Annotated in this window: 15 protein-coding genes; 13 read left to right on the top strand and 2 right to left on the bottom strand. The window is 72.6% G+C overall.

Annotated elements, in window-relative coordinates:
* Positions 1-80: 80 nt before the first annotated feature.
* The 5 genes from QF030_RS35265 to QF030_RS35245 all read left to right on the top strand — a co-directional run bounded on the left by QF030_RS35265 (position 81) and on the right by QF030_RS35245 (position 5,677).
* On the top strand, positions 81-536 hold the full coding sequence (locus QF030_RS35265; RefSeq protein WP_307166606.1) for a MarR family winged helix-turn-helix transcriptional regulator: 456 nt from the start codon (positions 81-83) through the stop codon (positions 534-536).
* Between the two features lie 73 nt (positions 537-609).
* Positions 610-1,731 (top strand): PP2C family protein-serine/threonine phosphatase, encoded by a 1,122-nt coding sequence (locus QF030_RS35260; protein WP_307166605.1) that lies wholly within the window; start codon positions 610-612, stop codon positions 1,729-1,731.
* Positions 1,732-1,822: 91 nt separating this feature from the next.
* On the top strand, positions 1,823-2,548 hold the full coding sequence (locus QF030_RS35255; protein WP_307166604.1) for a response regulator transcription factor: 726 nt from the start codon (positions 1,823-1,825) through the stop codon (positions 2,546-2,548).
* Positions 2,545-4,170 (top strand): sensor histidine kinase, encoded by a 1,626-nt coding sequence (locus QF030_RS35250; protein WP_307166603.1) that lies wholly within the window; start codon positions 2,545-2,547, stop codon positions 4,168-4,170. The genes QF030_RS35255 and QF030_RS35250 overlap by 4 nt, the downstream gene beginning before the upstream one ends.
* Before the next feature lie 166 nt (positions 4,171-4,336).
* The gene (locus tag QF030_RS35245; protein ID WP_307166602.1) at positions 4,337-5,677 is read left to right on the top strand and encodes a DUF3500 domain-containing protein; all 1,341 of its coding nucleotides are present in this window, start codon (positions 4,337-4,339) and stop codon (positions 5,675-5,677) included.
* Positions 5,678-5,734: 57 nt separating this feature from the next.
* Here QF030_RS35245 and QF030_RS35240 read toward each other — a convergent pair whose 3' ends face one another.
* On the bottom strand, positions 5,735-7,123 hold the full coding sequence (locus QF030_RS35240; RefSeq protein WP_307166601.1) for a glycoside hydrolase family 43 protein: 1,389 nt from the start codon (positions 7,121-7,123) through the stop codon (positions 5,735-5,737).
* A gap of 249 nt (positions 7,124-7,372) precedes the next feature.
* Between QF030_RS35240 and QF030_RS35235 the strand changes: the two genes are divergently transcribed.
* The 4 genes from QF030_RS35235 to QF030_RS35220 all read left to right on the top strand — a co-directional run bounded on the left by QF030_RS35235 (position 7,373) and on the right by QF030_RS35220 (position 11,166).
* Positions 7,373-8,794 carry an amidase gene (locus QF030_RS35235; protein ID WP_307166600.1) on the top strand — a complete coding sequence of 474 codons (1,422 nt, stop codon included), beginning with the start codon at positions 7,373-7,375 and terminating at the stop codon, positions 8,792-8,794.
* A 26-nt stretch (positions 8,795-8,820) separates the two neighbouring features.
* On the top strand, positions 8,821-9,039 hold the full coding sequence (locus QF030_RS35230) for a hypothetical protein (RefSeq protein WP_307166599.1): 219 nt from the start codon (positions 8,821-8,823) through the stop codon (positions 9,037-9,039).
* Between the two features lie 154 nt (positions 9,040-9,193).
* Positions 9,194-10,675, top strand: a complete 1,482-nt coding sequence (locus tag QF030_RS35225) for an SPFH domain-containing protein (RefSeq protein WP_307166598.1) — start codon at positions 9,194-9,196, stop codon at positions 10,673-10,675.
* A 44-nt stretch (positions 10,676-10,719) separates the two neighbouring features.
* Positions 10,720-11,166 carry a type II toxin-antitoxin system PemK/MazF family toxin gene (locus tag QF030_RS35220; RefSeq protein WP_307166597.1) on the top strand — a complete coding sequence of 149 codons (447 nt, stop codon included), beginning with the start codon at positions 10,720-10,722 and terminating at the stop codon, positions 11,164-11,166.
* Here the strand turns inward: QF030_RS35220 and QF030_RS35215 are convergent.
* The gene (locus tag QF030_RS35215; RefSeq protein ID WP_307166596.1) at positions 11,151-12,011 is read right to left on the bottom strand and encodes a TIGR02452 family protein; all 861 of its coding nucleotides are present in this window, start codon (positions 12,009-12,011) and stop codon (positions 11,151-11,153) included. The two genes, QF030_RS35220 and QF030_RS35215, sit on opposite strands and share 16 nt — an antisense overlap.
* A 309-nt stretch (positions 12,012-12,320) precedes the next feature.
* On the opposite strand from QF030_RS35215, the gene egtA reads away from it, so the two are divergent.
* Genes egtA through egtD form a run of 4 tightly spaced genes read left to right on the top strand, consistent with a single transcriptional unit; the run spans position 12,321 to position 16,751 of the window.
* Positions 12,321-13,622, top strand: a complete 1,302-nt coding sequence (egtA, locus tag QF030_RS35210; RefSeq protein WP_307166595.1) for an ergothioneine biosynthesis glutamate--cysteine ligase EgtA — start codon at positions 12,321-12,323, stop codon at positions 13,620-13,622.
* On the top strand, positions 13,619-14,989 hold the full coding sequence (egtB, locus tag QF030_RS35205) for an ergothioneine biosynthesis protein EgtB (protein ID WP_307166594.1): 1,371 nt from the start codon (positions 13,619-13,621) through the stop codon (positions 14,987-14,989). The genes egtA and egtB overlap by 4 nt, the downstream gene beginning before the upstream one ends.
* Positions 14,989-15,792, top strand: coding sequence for an ergothioneine biosynthesis protein EgtC (gene egtC, locus QF030_RS35200; protein WP_307166593.1), 804 nt, complete (start codon positions 14,989-14,991; stop codon positions 15,790-15,792). Before egtB ends, egtC begins: the two co-directional genes overlap by 1 nt.
* A complete protein-coding gene (egtD, locus tag QF030_RS35195) occupies positions 15,789-16,751 on the top strand; it encodes an L-histidine N(alpha)-methyltransferase (protein WP_307166592.1) in 963 nt (320 codons plus the stop codon). The genes egtC and egtD overlap by 4 nt, the downstream gene beginning before the upstream one ends.
* Positions 16,752-16,787: the final 36 nt, after the last annotated feature.

The following is a 16,787-nucleotide window of genomic DNA, read 5'->3' as shown; positions in this document are numbered from 1 at the left end:
ATGTATCGAGCACACGCTGTGGCCCGTGCACAGCCGTGTGCCAGGATGGTGCGGGCCCACGGAAGCAGGAGGTCGCGCACATGGAGACGCCGACGCACGAGGTCGAGTACGAGCAGATGCTGCTCAGCCGTCACACGTTCCTGAACCAGCGTGGCGGCCGCCGCAAGAACAGCCTCATGGAGCGCAGCGCCTACATCCTGCTCAGCCGGATCCGGGTCCAGGGGCCCATGTCGATCGGGGAGCTCAGCGACGCCTTCGGGCTGGACGCGTCGACCCTGAACCGGCAGACCGCGGCGGCGATGCGGGCGGGGCTCATCGAGCGGATCCCCGATCCGGAGGGCGGGATGGCCCGCAAGTTCCGGCTCACCGACGAGGGCACCCGCCTGCTGGACTCGGAGCGCGAGGGGATCGTGGACATCCTGGACCAGGTGATGACCGACTGGCCGGACGAGGACATCGCGGCCTTCGCGGGTTACCTCCGGCGCTTCAACTACGGCATCGAGGCCATCGGCGGCCGCCCCTGGCCCCGGCCCTGACGGCGCAGCGGTCCGGCCGGCGCCGTCGGCGCGACTAGAGTTGCCGGGAGATCACCACTGCGCGGGAGTTCCCATGACCGGTCCCCGTCGGATGCGCCCCGCCGACGCACTCGGAGCCATCGAGCCCCCGGGCAACGGCGAGACGGTCGTCGGGGTGCTGTCGGTGACGGTGCTGGTGGAGGTGCTCGGCGTCCTGTCCGGGTCCGAGGTGTGGCTCCTCGGGCTGCTGGTCTTCCTGCCGGGCACGGCCTCGGCCCTGTGCACCGTCCAGCAGACGAGGTTCGTCGCCGCGTGGACCACTTTGTTCGTCACCCTCACCCTGCTCGTGCGGGCCGACGACAACGGCCGGTGGCTCGACCGGGCACTGCTGGTGCTGCTCACCCTCGCTCTGGGTGCCGCCTCCGTCTACGCCTGCCACCGGCGCATCGCGCGCGAGCACGAGATGCTGCGCCTGCGGTCCACCGCCGCCGCCATGCAGCGGCACATCCTGCACCCGCTGCCCCTGCTCACCGACGACGTGCTGGTCAACGGCGTCTACGAACCCGTGCAGGAGGACCGGCTCGTCGGCGGTGACATCTATGACGTCGTCGCCTCGCCGTTCGGCACGCGCGTGCTGATCGGGGACGTGCAGGGCAAGGGGCTGGCCGCCGTCGGCGCGGCGTTCGCCGTGATCGGCGCCTTCCGCGAGGCGGCCCACCGGGAGCCCACCCTCACCGCGCTCGTCGACGCCCTGGACGCCGCGGTCGTCCGGCACAACTCCTACGCCGAACAGACCGGCGACGACGAGCGGTTCGTCACCGCCCTCATCATCGGCGTCGACGCGGGCACGGAGGCCCAGGTCGTCAACTGCGGCCACATCCCCGCCCGGTTGATGCACGACGGCGCCGTCACCACACCGTCGGTGGACACCGGAGTCCCGCTCGGGCTCGCCGAACTGGCGGCCGAACCCACGACGGTCGAGTGGTTCGCTTTCCCGGCCGGTTCCACGCTGGTCCTCACCACCGACGGCCTCACCGAGACCCGCGCCCCCGACGGCAGGTTCTACCCGGTCGACGAGCGTCTGATGAAGCACCTCGACCTCTCCCCCACCGAGCTGCCCTCGGCGCTGCACGACGACGCCCGCGCGTACGCCGGGTACGACCGCCGGCACGACGACGTCGCCGTGCTGACCGTCCGCCGGTCACCGCGTCACTGAGCCCGGCCGCCGGCCGGTCCGCCGACGCGCCCACGGCGCGCGCTCAGCTCGCGCACAGGCTCCTCATGGCGGACGGAGAGAGGGTCGAGCCATGTCTGGCCTCCCCGGTACCCGTGCAGGCACGGTTCGCGTGCTGATCGTCGACGACGAGCCCGAACTCACCGAGCTGCTGTCGGCGGCCGTCACCGAGGCGGGCTGGAAGTCCTTCTCGGCGGCCGACGGACGCAGCGCCCTGCGCATCGCACGGGACTGCGCCCCGCATGTCGTCGTCCTCGACGGGATGCTGCCCGACGTCGACGGGGTCGAGGTGCTGCGCCGGCTGCGCGGTGAGAACAGCAGGCTGCCCGTCCTGATGCTCACCGCCCGGGACGCCCTGGAGCACCGGATCGACGGGCTGTCGGCGGGCGCGGACGACTACGTGACCAAGCCGTTCTCCCTGGAGGAGGTCGTGTTGCGGCTGCGCGGGCTGCTGCGCAGGGCCGGCCCCGGCGAGAGCGCCGACCGGGGCCCGGTCCGGGTGCTGGGCGATCTCGTGCTGGCCGAGAGCACCCGTGAGGTGCGGCGCGGCGGAGCACCGGTCCCGCTGACCGCCAAGGAGTTCGACCTCCTCCGGTTCCTCATGAGCCATCCGCACCAGGTGCTCAGCAAGGCCCAGATCCTCGACCACGTCTGGAACGCCTCCTTCGACGGCGAGGGGAATCTGGTCGAGGTCTACATCTACGGACTGCGCGCCAAGATCGACAAGGGGCGGGCGCCGATGATCCGCACCGTGCGCGGCGCGGGGTACGCGATCAGAGCCGCGGACGAGTGGGCATGAAGGGTCTGCCGGGCCGGCGGCGCGGGGCGAGCCGGACCGGCACCGGTCTGGGGCGACGCTCCCTGCGGGTCCGCCTCGTGCTCTGCGTCTCCGTGACGCTGGCCGCCGTGTGCGCCGTCATGGCGTTCAGCACCGCCCTCGTCCAGCGCGTCTATCTGCTCGGTGATCTGGACCAGCGCGTCACCGACGCCGCCGAACGCAGCCAGGGCGGACTGCAGCGCCGGACGGGCGGCGCGACGGATCTGGGATTCCTCAACGAGCGGGGACAGCCGGCCGGCACCCTGGCGGCCCGGTTCGCCGACGGGGAGATCATCGCCGCCGAGGTGGTGACCGAGGACGGCCGTCTGCGGGTCCTCACCGGCGCTCAGCGCGCCGCCCTGAAGGGAATCCCCGCGGACGGGTCGCTGCACACCCGCACGGTCCCCGGCCTCGGCACCTACCGGGTGACCGCGATCGGCGGCGACGGCGTCCCCGTCCTGGCCGGGCTGCCGATGGCCGACGTGCAGCAGGTGATCGACCGTCTGGTCGCCGTCGAGGCGGCGATCGCCGGCCTCGGACTGGCCACCGCGACCGGCGCCTCCTCCGTCGTCATACGGCGGCAGCTGCGCCCCCTGGGCCGGGTCGCGGCCACCGCCGCCGAGGTCGCCCGGGTGCCGCTGGACCGCGGCGAGGTCGCCGTCCTCGCCCGCGTCGCGGCGCGTGACACCGACCCCGGGACCGAGGCCGGTCAGGTCGGCGTCGTGCTCAACCAGCTGATCGACCACGTCGAGTCCTCGCTCGCCGAACGCCGGCGCACCGAGGAACGGATGCGCCGGTTCCTCGCCGACGCCAGCCATGAGCTGCGCACCCCGCTCGCCTCGATCGCGGGGTACGCCGAGTACATGACCGGCGGCAACCGGACGATCGCGCCGGAGCTCGCCTGGCGTCGCGTCTCCGCGCAGGCGGCGCGTATGACGGGCCTGATGGAGGATCTGCTGCTGCTCGCCCGCCTGGACGAGGGACGGCCGCTCCAGCGGACCGAGGTGAACCTCGCGACGCTGGTCGCGGAGGCCGTCTGGGACGCGCAGGCCGCGGGAGGCGAGCACGACTGGCGGCTCGCGCTGCGCCTCGACGGGCCGGTGACGGTCGTCGCCGACCCCTCCCGCCTTCATCAGGTGGTGGCCAACCTGTTGACCAACGCCCGTGCGCACACCCCGGCCGGCACCAAGGTCACCGTCGTCGTGGAGACCTTGAAGACGCCGGAGACGCCGCAGACACGGGGGACGACAGGGACGCCGGAGACGCCGTCGGCGGCGGGATCGGGATCGGGGCGGGGGCCGGCGAAGGGGACACGGACGGGGCCCGGGGCCGGCCGGTGTGTGATTCGCGTACAGGACGACGGTCCGGGCATCCCGCGCGAGCTGCTCCCCTCGATCTTCGAGCGGTTCACCCGCGCCGACGGCTCCCGCTCGCGCTCGCCCGGCGAGGGCGGCGGCACGGGCCTGGGCCTGGCCATCGCGGCGGCCCTCACCCAGGCGCACGGCGGCCGGATCGACGTACGGAGCGAACCGGGGCGAACCGAGTTCTCGGTGACGCTTCCGACCGCCGGCCGAGCCGCCGCCCCGTCGTCCCCGCAACTCTAAGGGTTCTCATATAGCCGCAGCTCAAAGCAGGTGCGGATGCGCCGCACGCGCCGATTTCGACGGCCGTCCCGTCCCCGCTTCAGGTCTGCCTCAGCCGGCTCCTCCACAGTGATCACCCGGCGGCCGTTCAGCGGGGACGTGCCCCTGACGAAGGGAACCAGCGACGATGACCGAGCTCGACTCCGGTGAACCGACGGCCCACGAGACCCAGTCCGAAGCCGGCCGCCGTGCCCACGCGAGCCGCCGCAACTTCATGCGCAAGGTCTTCTTCGCCGGCGGCGCCACGGCCGTAGCGACCATGGGCGGGGCCGGCGCCTGGGCCGCACTGGCCGACGACGCCACCGCCACGGCCTCCGCCGACCCGAGCGCGGTGCCGAGCGGCGCACCCAGCGGGGGTCCGGGCGGCGGCGCCGGCGGTCCCGGCAACCAGTCGATCACCGAGGACTTCTTCGGCCTCACCACCGACGGCAAGCGCATCGACGACCTGTTCACGATCCACTCCACGGGTGTGCGGACCGCCCCCGTGATCGCCGCCGCGAACGCCTTCCTGGGCGGGCTCAGCGACACCCAGAAGACCTCGACGCAGTTCACGGTCCACTCCACCGAGTGGCGGCTGTGGAGCAACGTCGACTCCTACGACCGCCAGGGCGTCTCCCTCGCCGACCTGAGTGACAATCAGAAGGCTCTGGGCACGGCCCTGTTGAAGTCGGCGCTCAGTGCCGAAGGCCTGGAGACCACCGAGAAGATCCGGAAGATCAACCAGGCGGCCGGCGAGGCCATCGGCAACACGAACTCCTTCAACGAGGACGCCTACTACTGGACCGTCATGGGCACGCCGTCGGCGACCGAGCCCTGGGGCTTCCAGTTCGACGGCCACCACCTCGTCATCAACTACTTCGTCCTCGGCGACCAGGTCGTGATGAGCCCCTGCTTCTGGGGTTCGGAGCCGACCTCGATGGAGATCGGCGGCGAGACGGTGACCGTCTGCCACGAGGAGGTCGTCGCCGGCCTGGCCTTCATCAACTCCCTCAGCGCGGCGCAGCAGGCGGTCGCCGTCGAGTCGTCCACCAAGTCCAACGAGTCGATGAAAGCGGGCGCGTTCGCGGACAACGCGGTCCAGGAGTACACCGGAATCCGCGGCAACGCCCTGACCGCCGCGCAGAAGACCAAGCTCCTCGGCATCGTGCAGGCCTTCACCGGGCGCGCCAAGGCCGACGTGGCGAAGGTGACGCTGGCCGAGATCCGCAAGCACCTCGACGACACCTACGTCACCTGGGCAGGCGGCACCGGCGACGACGACGCCTTCTACGTCCGCGTGCACAGCCCCGTCGTCTGGATCGAGGTCGACTGCCAGGGCCCGGGCCCGCTCGCGGGCGCGTACGGCGCCACCCAGGGCGGCGGCGCCACCCAGAAGCACGTCCACTCCGTCGTCCGCACCCCCAACGGCAACGACTACGGCAAGGAACTGCTCCGGCAGCACTACCTGACGTCGCCGCACCACCGGTGAGGCCGTAGCGACGGACCACCGGGCCGGGGCCCCGTCATCCCGGCCCGGTACACCGGCTCAGACCCAGGCGGTCGTCGCCATGAACGAACTGTCCTGGCGGAACAGGTCCGTGCCGTCCGGCTGCTCCACCCGGAGCTGGTAGTTGTAGTGGCGCAGGTAGTAGCCGGGGTAGTTGTACGACTCGAAGCGGATGGAACCGCTCGCCGTGCCCGTGCGGGCGATGAAGGTGGCGTCCTTGGCGAAGGACGCCGTGCCGTCGTTGGCGTCGAAGCGGCCCCGGAAGGAGTAGTGGCGCAGGTAGTTGCCGGCGGCGTCGCGGAAGGAGTACGCGTTGGCGTCGGCGAGTCCGGCCACGACGGTGAAGGTGGACGCCTGCTTCTCGGCGGTGGTGCTGGAGCCGGTCACCACGGGCAGGTTCAGCAGCGCGGACTGCTCCTGCCAGTAGCGGGTGGTGTAGTTCGCGGACCGGAGTGAGCGGGTGGCGTTCTTGGTGAGGGTGGGGCCGCCGGTCACCGTCTCCTTGATGACCGTGAAGTGGCGTGCCGTGCCGGAGATGCCGGGCAGCGCCTTGGGCGCGCTCCAGGTGGCGAAGGCGTCGTAGCTGTCGCTGTAGTAGTACTTGCCGTCGCCGTAGCCGTCGAAGAAGATCCGCCAGCCGCCGTTGTCGAGCTGGATGACGGACGGGCCCTCGCGGTAGCTGCCCCAGCCCGCCCAGTCGCCGGTCCTGGTGATCGTGTAGGGGCCGGCCAGGTTCGAGGCCGTGCCGTACTCGATGTACTTCGCCGTCTCGTTCTTCGTGAACGCGTGGTACGTCGAGCCGACCTTCACGATGTAGGTGTCGATGTGGTTCGACCCGATGCCGGACAGCGCGACCGGGGCGCTCCAGGCGGTGAGCGCGGAGTTGGTGGCCTTCAGCAGATACGGGGTGAAGATCCACTCGTCGCTGGTCACCGAGCAGGACACGATGACGTTGACGCTGCCGTCGCTGTCGACGAACCACTCCGGCGCCCAGGCGCGGGACAGGTTGGTGATCGGGACCGTGTAGTCGTACAGGAATGTCCAGTTGACCCGGTCGGAGCTGCGGGCGAAGCCGATCGTGGTGCTGGCGTCCTGCCAGGTGTGGGTCGTGTAGGTGACGTAGTAGTAGCCGTTGGTGTGCTTGAAGATGCTCGCGTCGCGGATGCGGTTGCTCGGCGGGGTGTAGGCGGAGGACTGCACCAGCCGGAAGTCGGTGGCGTCGTCGGACTGGTAGACGTTCACCGTTCCGTCGTCGCTGTTGAGGAACGGGACGATCGTGTAGCGGGTGGCCGATCCGGCGGCCGGTGCGGCGGCCAGGGCCGTGCCGAGCAGACCGGGCGCCTCGCCGAGCACGAGTGCCGTGGCGGGCAGGACGGCCATCGCGCGCAGCAGGGCACGGCGGGACGGGGCGGGGGGACGGGTCGTCATGGCGGCTCTCCTACGACTCAGGGTTCGAGATTCCGAACAAGGTTCGGAAAGTCGATCAGAAGGTAGGGCTGAGGCAGGAGCACGTCAATCCTTTGCGCAGGAACGGGCGGTGCCTGTGGGGCGTCTGCGACCAGGCGGGCCACCGCCCTCGAGGCCGAGAGCCCACCCCGCTCCTGTGCCCGCACCGTTCACCGCCGGGCCGCCAGAGGTTACCGTGCGGTAGACATCGTCGTCCCGGAGGTGGTCCGCATGACGCCCGACCGTGCCGCAGGCCTGACAGCCACCGCCCGCGCGCTGGCCGCGGGCGAGGTGTCCTCCCGCACGCTCGTCGAGCGGACCCTCGCCCGGATCGAGGCGAGCCAGGACACCCTCAACGCCTTCCGGATCGTCCGGGCCGAGGCCGCGCTCGCCGAAGCCGAGGCCGCCGACCGGGAGTTGGCCACCGGGGACCGGCGGCCCCTGCTCGGCGTCCCGGTCGCCGTCAAGGACGACACGGACGTGGCCGGCGAGCCGACCGCCTTCGGCTGCCAGGGCGTGCACCCCGCGGTGACCGAGGACGGCGAGGCGGTACGGCGGCTGCGCGCGGCCGGGGCCGTGATCGTCGGCAAGACCAACACCTGCGAGCTGGGCCAGTGGCCCTTCACCGAGGGCCCGGCCTTCGGCGCGACCCGCAACCCGTGGCACACCGAGCACACCCCGGGCGGCTCCTCCGGCGGTTCGGCGGCCGCGGTCGCCGCGGGTCTGGTGCCGGCCGCGCTCGGCTCGGACGGGGCCGGCTCGGTCCGCATCCCCGCCTCCTGGACGCATCTGGTCGGCATCAAGCCGCAGCGCGGCCGGGTCTCCACCTGGCCGCGCGGCGAGTCCTTCCACGGCATCACGGTCAACGGCACGCTGGCCCGTACGGTCCTGGACGCGGCGCTGCTGCTCGACGCGGCGAGCGGCAACCACGCGCACGATCCGCACCGCCCGCCCGCCGTCGACGCCTCGGCGGCGGTGGGCCGCGACCCGGGCCGGCTGCGGATCGCGCTGTCGCTGGAACCCCCGTTCACCGCCGTACCCGCCCGGCTGCGCCCCGAGGTGCGCGTCCGCGTCCTCGAACTCGCCGAACGGCTGGCGCGCCTCGGGCACACCGTCGAGGAGGCCGACCCGCCGTACGGGCAGATAGGCCTCGCCTTCGTCCCCCGGGCGACCGCGGGCATCGCCGAGCGGGTCGCCGAGGCCCCGTTCCCCGCGCTTCTCGACCGGCGCACCCGGGGCGCCGCCCGGCTGGGCCGGCTCCTCGGCGGCGTCCCCCTGCGGGCGGCCCGGCGCGCGGAGGCCCTCCTGCACCGCCGCATCGGCGGCTTCTTCGAGACGTACGACGTGATCATCACGCCGACGACGGCCGCGCCCCCGCCCCGCATCGGAGCCATGCTGCACCTGAGCGGATTCGCCACCGACCGCGCGATGATCGCCGCCTGTCCCTACGCCTGGCCGTGGAACGTGCTGGGCTGGCCCGGGGTCAACGTCCCCGCGGGCTTCACGCCCGGCGGGCTGCCGGTCGGGGCGCAGCTGCTCGGCCCGGCGAACAGCGAGCCCCTGCTGATCGCGCTCGCCGCCCAACTGGAGGCGGAACTGCGCTGGCACGAGCACTGGCCGCGGGTGGCGGTCGCGGACTCGCCGGCCGGATGAACGGGTTCCGCCCGTACCCTGTGGCCATGGACGATGCGTCGATGGTCGGGCTCATGGGGCGGGTCACCGGGACGATCGGGCCCGGGCTCGTCGGCGAGGTGATCGTACGGGTGCGCGGCGGGGCCGAACACTTCCTCGCGCACCCGGCGGACGGCTCGGGCCGCATCGAGTGCGGCACAGTGGTGATGGTGGTGGAGCACCTGCCCCCCAGGACGGTCTACGTCACCCGCGCCTACGACAGTTGAGCACGCCCCGGCGCAGGTGGCGGCCGTTCTGTACGCCTTCGGGAACGTAAGCGTCAAGATTGCAACAAGGATGCGCCGGGGTCTTCAACCGTGACCCCGGCAGGCGCAGACTCCCTTCGTTCGGTGCCGAAAGGGCACCATCACAAGGGGGCGTATGCCGATGGTCGTCGGCGTCGTTGCGGGGGTGGCGGTTGTCGCCGTCCTCGGTCTGATCGGTCTGTTCAAGATGATGTGGCGCGTCGCGGAACCCAACGAGGCACTCGTCATCTCCGGCTCCAACCACCGCACGGAGGGCCTCGAGGCGGGCATGGGTTTCCGCATCGTCACAGGGCGCGGGACCATGGTGATGCCCGGGGTGCAGGTGGTGCGCAAGCTGTCGCTCGACCTGAACGAGACCGAGCTGCATGTGGACTGCGTGACGCACCAGGGCATTCCGCTCAAGGTGCGGGGCGTGGTCATCTTCAAGGTCGGCGACGACTTCGTGTCGATCGCCAACGCGGCCCGGCGTTTCCTCGACCAGCAGAAGCTGATGTCGGAGCGGGTGCACAACGTGTTCGCCGGTCATCTGCGGTCCATCGTGGGCGGGTTGACGGTCGAAGACATGATCCGTGACCGGGAGAAGCTCACCGGGCAGACCCGTGCCGCCTGCGGTACGGAGATGGAGAAGCTGGGCCTGATCGTGGACTCGCTCCAGATCCACGAGATCGAGGACCCGACCGGCTACATCAAGAACATGGCGATGCCGCACGCGGCGGCCGTGCAGCGGGACGCCCGGATCGCGCAGGCGGAGGCGAACCGGCTCGCCACGGAGGCGGAGCAGGCCTCGTTCGCCCGGATGGCGGAGGCCACCCGGGACAGCGAGATCCTCCAGGCCGGCTACCAGGCCGAACGTGACAAGGCGGGCGCGAGGGCCCGTCAGGCGGGACCCCTCGCCGACGCCGCCTCACGGCAGGAGGTTGTCGTCCAGGAGACGCGGGTCGCCGAACTCGAGGCGCAGCGGCGCGAACAGCAGCTCCAGGCGGACGTCCGCAAGCCCGCGGACGCGCAGGCCTACGAGAAGCGGACGCTGGCCGAGGCGGAACGCGACGCCCGGATCTCGGCGGCGCAGGCCAAGGCGAAGGAGACGGAGCTCGCGGCCGCCGCGGAGGCGACCCGGGTCAAGGCCGCCGCCGGCGCCGAGGCCGAGGCGACCAGGGCCCGGGGTGAGGCCACCGCGGCCGCCACCCTGGCCACCGGTGAGGCCGAGGCGGCCTCGGCGCAGGCCAGGGGTCTGGCGGCGGCCGCGGCGGCGAAGGCGCAGGGTCTCGCGGAGGCGGAGGCCATCAAGGCCCGGGCCGCCGCGCTCGCCGAGAACCAGGAGGCGGTCGTCGCCCAGCAACTCGCCGAGAACTGGCCGGAGATCGTGAAGGCGGGCGCGTCCGCCTTCGGCAACGTCGACAACATGGTGTTGCTCAACGGCGCCGACGGCATGGCGGACGTGTTCGCCAAAGCGCTCACCATGGGCGGGACGGGACTCGGGCTCGCCCGTCAGCTGCTCGCCTCGATGAACCAGAACGGGCAGTCCGCGAACGGGAGTCCGTCGCTCAACGGGACCGCGAACCCGCCGGCCCAGCGGGTGCCGGTCGAGGAGAAGTGACCCTCTGACGACGCGGTCACGGGGGCACCGCTTAAGGTGCCCCCGTGACCGCGTTCATCGATGAAGACGTCCCGGGCCGCTCCGGCCCCTCCGCCACCACCGAGGCCGACCCCCGTGAGGTCGGCCGGGTGCGCACCGAGTACTCCCCCGCGCACGACGGCGACCCGGACCCCGGCGAGATCGTCTGGACGTGGGTGCCCTTCGAGGAGAACGACGGCCGGGGCAAGGACCGCCCGGTGCTCGTCGTCGCCCGGGAACCGGGCGGCACCTTCCTCGCCGTACAGCTGTCGAGCAAGCGGCACGACGGCGACCGCGAGTGGGTGCCGATCGGCGGCGGGCCCTGGGACCGGTCCGGGCGGGACTCCTGGGTGGACGTCGACCGCGTCCTGCGGCTGCACGAGGACGGCATGCGCCGTGAGGCCTGCGCGCTGGACCGGATGCGGTTCAACCTGGTCCGGCACCGCCTGCACGAGCGCTACGGCTGGACCTGAGCACCCCTTCGGCCGAACACCTTCTCGAAGGCGCCCAGCACCACGTTTCCCGGTGTCCGGTCGAGCACGCCGAACACCACGTGCTCGAACGTCCTCTCGAACCGACCGCCGGGGCCCAGGAGCGCCCGGAACGCCCCCGCCACCTGCGCGGGGTCGTTGCGGAACACCCCGCAGCCCCACGCGCCCAGCACCAGGCGCCGGTAACCGTGCGCGGCGGCCGTCTCCAGGACCCGCCCGGCACGGACGGCCAGCGCGTCCGGCAACTGCGACGCGCGCTCCGGGACCGTGCGCAGCACCACGCCCGCGTTCGGGGCGGCGGCCGTCAGGAAGCCGACGCCGTAGGGCTCGTCGAGGAGCCGGCCCCGGTCGTCGCGGAAGACGGGCACCGCCGGCGAGTGGATGACGCGGTCCGTGTAGAACGGGTCGCGATGGGCGCGGTGGTGGTCGTAGAACTCCCGGGCCTCGAGCAGGCAGGTGTACAGCGCGGAGGCCCGGCACAGGGCCTCTTCCTGCGCCTGGGCCCCGTTGAGGTAGCCGCCGCCGGGATTGCGGGCGGAGGCGAAGTTCAGCACGGCCACCGGGCCGGCGCCGGTGAGCCGGCGGGCCGCCTCCAGACTGCTCTCCACCGTGACCTCGACCGACAGGCCACCGGAGGCGGGCGCCGGTGCGTCGACGGCCGGTCCCGCCGGAACCCCGACCGGTCCCGGTCCCGCCATCCGCGTCCCCGCCCGGGCGGCCCCGATCGCCGCGGAGAGGGACACCTCGCGCCCGTCGGACGCGCGGTAGCGTCCCGCCGCGACGATCTCCTCCGTCTCCCGCGCGATGCCGCGCAGCCGTGCGCTCATGGCGCCACCCCCGTGGACTCCATGACCGCGCGCCGCGCGGTGTGCCGTGCCCCGCCCGTCTCCCCCGTCGTGCTCATCCACGCATCGTGAGCGATCCTGGACATCGCGTGCAACAGGGTTTCCCGGACCGCGCAGACACTGCGCGGAGCGGTCGGGAATGCCTGGAGAACAGCGGGAACTCGGTCCCGAATGTACGGTTGTGCCCCCTTGTGCGGACGCGTTCGAGGGTTTTGGGTGGGACGAGCGATGCCTGTCCGGCCGCACCGAGGTCGGACCGGTGGCATGGTGGAATCTCAGGAGGATCCCGACATGTCCGACTCAGTCAGCGACTGTACCGGCGAGATACCGTCCCGCAGCGCCCTCACCGAAGCCGAGGTGGAGGCCCTGGTCAGGGGCATCTGTTTCAAGACCGGGCCACCCCGCACCGTCGGGGTCGAAGTGGAATGGCTCGTCCACGAGCTGCGCGAGCCGCGGCTCCCCGTCCCACCCGAACGACTCGAAGCGGCCTACGCCGCACTGCGCACCCTGCCCCTGAGCTCTCCGCTCACCGTGGAGCCCGGCGGCCAGCTGGAACTGAGCTCGCCGCCCGCCGCCTCCCTGATGGAGTGCGTGGGCACCGTCTCCGCCGATCTGACCGCCGTCCGCGCGGTCCTCGCCGAGCGGGGTCTCGCCCTCTCCGGCCACGGCACGGACCCCTGGCGCACTCCCCGCCGGTTTCTCCACGAGCCCCGCTACGACGCCATGGAGGCATGCCTCGACCGGACGGGTCCGGCCGGCCGCGCCATGATGTGCACCTCGGCCTCCGTGCAGGTCTGCCTGGACGCCGGTCACGAAGAGCCCGGCCCTCTGGGGCACGGGCGGCGCTGGTGGCTGTCGCACACGCTGGGCGCCGTGCTGGTGGCGGCCTTCGCCAACTCCCCGCTGCTCGGCGGCGCCCCCACCGGCTGGCGTTCCACCCGGCAGCTGCTGTGGACGGAGATCGGGGCCGACCGGGCGGGCGGACCCGTCCTCGACGGCGATCCGCGCACCGCCTGGGCCCGGCACGTACTGGACGCGCCGGTGATGTGCGTCCGGCGCGACAGCGGCCCGTGGGAGGTGCCCGACCGGCTCACGTTCCGGCAGTGGACCCGGACGGGAGCACCGACCCGGGAGGATCTCGACTACCACCTGACCACGCTGTTCCCGCCGGTGAGACCACGCGGCCATCTGGAACTGCGCATGATCGACGCGCAGCCCGGCGACGACGGCTGGATCGTGCCGCTCGCCGTGACGACGGCACTGTTCGACGACCCCGAGGCCGCGGAGATCGTCTATCGCGCGGTGAAGCCGCTGGGCGAGCGGGCCCAGCCGCTGCCGGCCCCGCACAACCCGCTGTGGATCGACGCGGCCCGGTACGGCCTGACCGATCCCGAGCTGCACGAGACCGCCGTCGTCTGCTTCACCACGGCTCTGCGGGCCCTGCCCCGCCTCGGCGCCACCGAGGCGGTGACGGCCGCCGTGTCGGACTACCTCGAGCGGTACGTCCTCAGGGGCCGCACTCCGGCTGACGACCTGCTCGACCGCCTGCGCGGCACGGACACCCGCGCGTACGGGAAGGATCTCCGCGCATGACCGACCCCGCCCTGGACACCGGGCCGGCCCTGGACGCCGTCCCCGTGCCGGACGACGGCCCCGCCCCGGACGCGGACACCCTCCGCACCCGGGTGCTCGCCTCCCTCACCACGGCCCGCGACCGCACCACGCTCCTGACCAGCTGCGTCGAGGAGCCAGACCTCACCGCCCAGCACTCCCCGCTGATGTCCCCCCTGGTGTGGGACCTCGCGCACATCGGCAACCAGGAGGAGCTGTGGCTGCTGCGCACGGTGGCCGGCCGTGAGCCGATGCGTCCAGAGATCGACGGCCTGTACGACGCCTTCGAGCACTCGCGCGCCGAGCGGCCCTCCCTGCCGCTGCTGCCGCCGGCCGAGGCCCGCCGGTACGCGGCGGAGGTGCGCGGCCGGGTGATGGACGTGCTGGAGTCCGCCGACTTCGGCGGCACCCGGCTGACGGAGGCCGGTTTCGCCTTCGGGATGATCGCGCAGCACGAACAGCAGCACGACGAGACCATGCTGATCACCCATCAGCTCCGGAGCGGCCCGCCGGCCCTCACCGCGCCCGACCCGGATCCGGTGCCGTTGTTCACCGGCCCGGCCGAAGTCCTCGTGCCCGGCGGTCCGTTCACCATGGGCGCCTCAGGCGAACCCTGGGCGCTGGACAACGAACGGCCGGCGCACCGGCGCGAGGTGGCCCCCTTCCACATCGACACCACCCCGGTGACGAACGCCGCGTACCAGGCGTTCCTCGAGGACGGCGGCTACGACGACGAGCGCTGGTGGACGAAGGAGGGCTGGTCGCACATCCGCCGCACCGGCGTCCACGCGCCGCTGTTCTGGCACCGGGACGGCGGGCAGTGGCTGCGCCGCCGCTTCGGCGTCACCGAGGTCGTACCGCCCGACGAGCCGGTGCTGCACGTGTGCTGGTACGAGGCCGACGCCTACGCCCGCTGGGCCGGACGCCGGCTGCCCACCGAGGCGGAGTGGGAGAAGGCGGCCCGCTTCGACCCGGCGACCGGCGGCTCGATGCGCTACCCGTGGGGCGACGCCGACCCCGCTCCCGAACACGCCAACCTGGGCCAGCGCCACCTGCGGCCGGCCCCGGCGGGCAGCTATCCGGCCGGTGCGTCACCGCTCGGGGTACGGCAGTTGATCGGCGACGTGTGGGAATGGACGTCGAGCGACTTCCTTCCCTATCCCGGTTTCCGCATGTTCCCGTACAAGGAGTACTCGGAGGTGTTCTTCGGCCCCGAGCACAAGGTGCTGCGCGGCGGTTCGTTCGCGGTGGACCCGGTGGCCTGCCGGGGCACGTTCCGCAACTGGGACTATCCGATCCGGCGGCAGATCTTCTCCGGTTTCCGCACCGCCCGCTCGGGGGCGCTCTGATGTGCCGCCACCTCGCGTACGTGGGGCCGGGGGAGCCGCTCGGCCGACTCCTCGTGGAGCCTCCGCACGGTCTGTACCGGCAGTCGTGGGCGCCCCGTCGGCAGCGGTACGGGACGGTCAACGCCGATGGCTTCGGGGTGGGCTGGTACGCCGAGGGGGACCCGGCGCCGGCCCGCTACCGCCGGGCCGGGCCCATCTGGGCGGACCTGTCCTTCGCCGACCTGGCCCGGGTCGTCCGCAGCCGTGCGCTGCTGGCCGCCGTACGGGACGCGACGCTGGCCGGCGCCGACGCGGAGGCCGCGGCCGCGCCCTACGCGGCCGGGACCTGGTTGTTCAGCCACAACGGGGCGGTCGCGGGCTGGCCCCGCTCGCTGGAGTCGCTGACCGGTTCGCTGCCCGCCGCGGACCTGCTGTCGATGGAGGCGCGCAACGACTCCGCGTTCGTCTGGGCGCTGGTCCTCGCCCGGCTGCGGTCCGGCGACACGGGGAGCCAGGCACTGGCGGACACGGTGCTCGAGGTCGCCGCGGCGGCTCCCGGCTCACGCCTGAACCTGCTCCTCACCGACGGGGAGTCCATCACCGCCACCGCCTGGGGCGACACCCTCTGGTACCTGGCGGAGCCCGGCCGGGGCACGGTCGTGGCCTCCGAACCCTACGACGACGATCCGCGCTGGCAGGAGGTCCCCGACCGCACCCTGCTCGCGGCGAGCCGCGCCGACGTCCTGCTCACCCCGCTCAAGGAGCCGAGCACCGACACGGCATCCGCATCCGCATCCGCATCCACCGAGGAGTCCGGCACGTGAGCCCGTTCCGCATCACCCGCACCCTCCCCGAGGACGCCACGGACGCCTCCCTGCGCGCCGACGTCCGAAGGGGCCTCACCAAGTCCCCGAAGACGCTGCCGCCGAAGTGGTTCTACGACGCGCACGGCAGCGAGCTGTTCGAGCAGATCACCGAACTGGCCGAGTACTACCCGACGCGCGCCGAGCGCGAGATCCTCGTGGACCGGGCCGGCGAGATCGCCGCGGCGGCCCGTGCCCGCACGCTCGTCGAGCTCGGCTCGGGCTCCTCGGAGAAGACCCGTCATCTGATCGACGCGCTCACCGGCCTGGACGCGTATGTGCCCGTCGACGTCAGCGAGAGCGCCCTCACCCAGGCCGGGCAGGCCCTGATCGCCGAGCGGCCGGGCCTGGACGTGCATGCCCTGATCGCCGACTTCACGACGGTCCTGGCCCTGCCCGACACCCCGGGACCACGCCTGGTGGCCTTCCTGGGCGGCACGATCGGCAACCTCCTGCCGGCCGAGCGCGCGCGGTTCCTCGCCTCGGTGCGCGCGCTGCTCGCGCCGGGCGACGCGCTGCTGCTGGGCACCGACCTCGTCAAGGACGAGCGGGTGCTGGTCCGGGCCTACGACGACGCGGCCGGCGTGACGGCCGCGTTCAACAAGAACGTGCTGGCGGTGGTCAACCGTGAGCTGGGGGCCGACTTCGACCCGGGAGCCTTCGAGCACGTCGCTCTGTGGGACGCGGGGAACGAGTGGATCGAGATGCGGCTGCGCTCCCGTACGGCGCAGACCGTGAAGATTCCCGCCCTCGACCTCGCCGTCGACTTCGCGGCCGGCGAGGAACTGCGCACCGAGGTGTCGGCGAAGTTCCGGGAGGAGGGAGTACGCACGGAGCTGGCCGCTGCCGGACTGGAGTCGAGTCACTGGTGGACGGACGGCGCGGGGCGCTTCGCGCTGTCGCTCAGCACCGCCCGCTGAGCACCGCCGCCGAGCACCGCGCCTGGGCGGCCGGGG

The sequence above is a fragment of the Streptomyces rishiriensis genome (assembly GCF_030815485.1).
Lineage (GTDB): Bacteria > Actinomycetota > Actinomycetes > Streptomycetales > Streptomycetaceae > Streptomyces > Streptomyces rishiriensis_A.
This window is presented reverse-complemented; position numbering and strand designations above follow the sequence as displayed.

Excerpts from the sequence above, each read along its gene's own strand:
- QF030_RS35265 (WP_307166606.1), top strand. The coding sequence starts at position 81 with ATGGAGACGCCGACGCACGAGGTCGAGTACGAGCAGATGCTGCTCAGC.
- QF030_RS35260 (WP_307166605.1), top strand. The coding sequence starts at position 610 with ATGACCGGTCCCCGTCGGATGCGCCCCGCCGACGCACTCGGAGCCATC.
- QF030_RS35255 (WP_307166604.1), top strand. The coding sequence starts at position 1,823 with ATGTCTGGCCTCCCCGGTACCCGTGCAGGCACGGTTCGCGTGCTGATC.
- QF030_RS35250 (WP_307166603.1), top strand. The coding sequence starts at position 2,545 with ATGAAGGGTCTGCCGGGCCGGCGGCGCGGGGCGAGCCGGACCGGCACC.
- QF030_RS35245 (WP_307166602.1), top strand. The coding sequence starts at position 4,337 with ATGACCGAGCTCGACTCCGGTGAACCGACGGCCCACGAGACCCAGTCC.
- QF030_RS35240 (WP_307166601.1), bottom strand. The coding sequence starts at position 7,123 with ATGACGACCCGTCCCCCCGCCCCGTCCCGCCGTGCCCTGCTGCGCGCG.
- QF030_RS35235 (WP_307166600.1), top strand. The coding sequence starts at position 7,373 with ATGACGCCCGACCGTGCCGCAGGCCTGACAGCCACCGCCCGCGCGCTG.
- QF030_RS35230 (WP_307166599.1), top strand. The coding sequence starts at position 8,821 with ATGGACGATGCGTCGATGGTCGGGCTCATGGGGCGGGTCACCGGGACG.
- QF030_RS35225 (WP_307166598.1), top strand. The coding sequence starts at position 9,194 with ATGCCGATGGTCGTCGGCGTCGTTGCGGGGGTGGCGGTTGTCGCCGTC.
- QF030_RS35215 (WP_307166596.1), bottom strand. The coding sequence starts at position 12,011 with ATGAGCGCACGGCTGCGCGGCATCGCGCGGGAGACGGAGGAGATCGTC.
- egtA (WP_307166595.1), top strand. The coding sequence starts at position 12,321 with ATGTCCGACTCAGTCAGCGACTGTACCGGCGAGATACCGTCCCGCAGC.
- egtB (WP_307166594.1), top strand. The coding sequence starts at position 13,619 with ATGACCGACCCCGCCCTGGACACCGGGCCGGCCCTGGACGCCGTCCCC.
- egtC (WP_307166593.1), top strand. The coding sequence starts at position 14,989 with ATGTGCCGCCACCTCGCGTACGTGGGGCCGGGGGAGCCGCTCGGCCGA.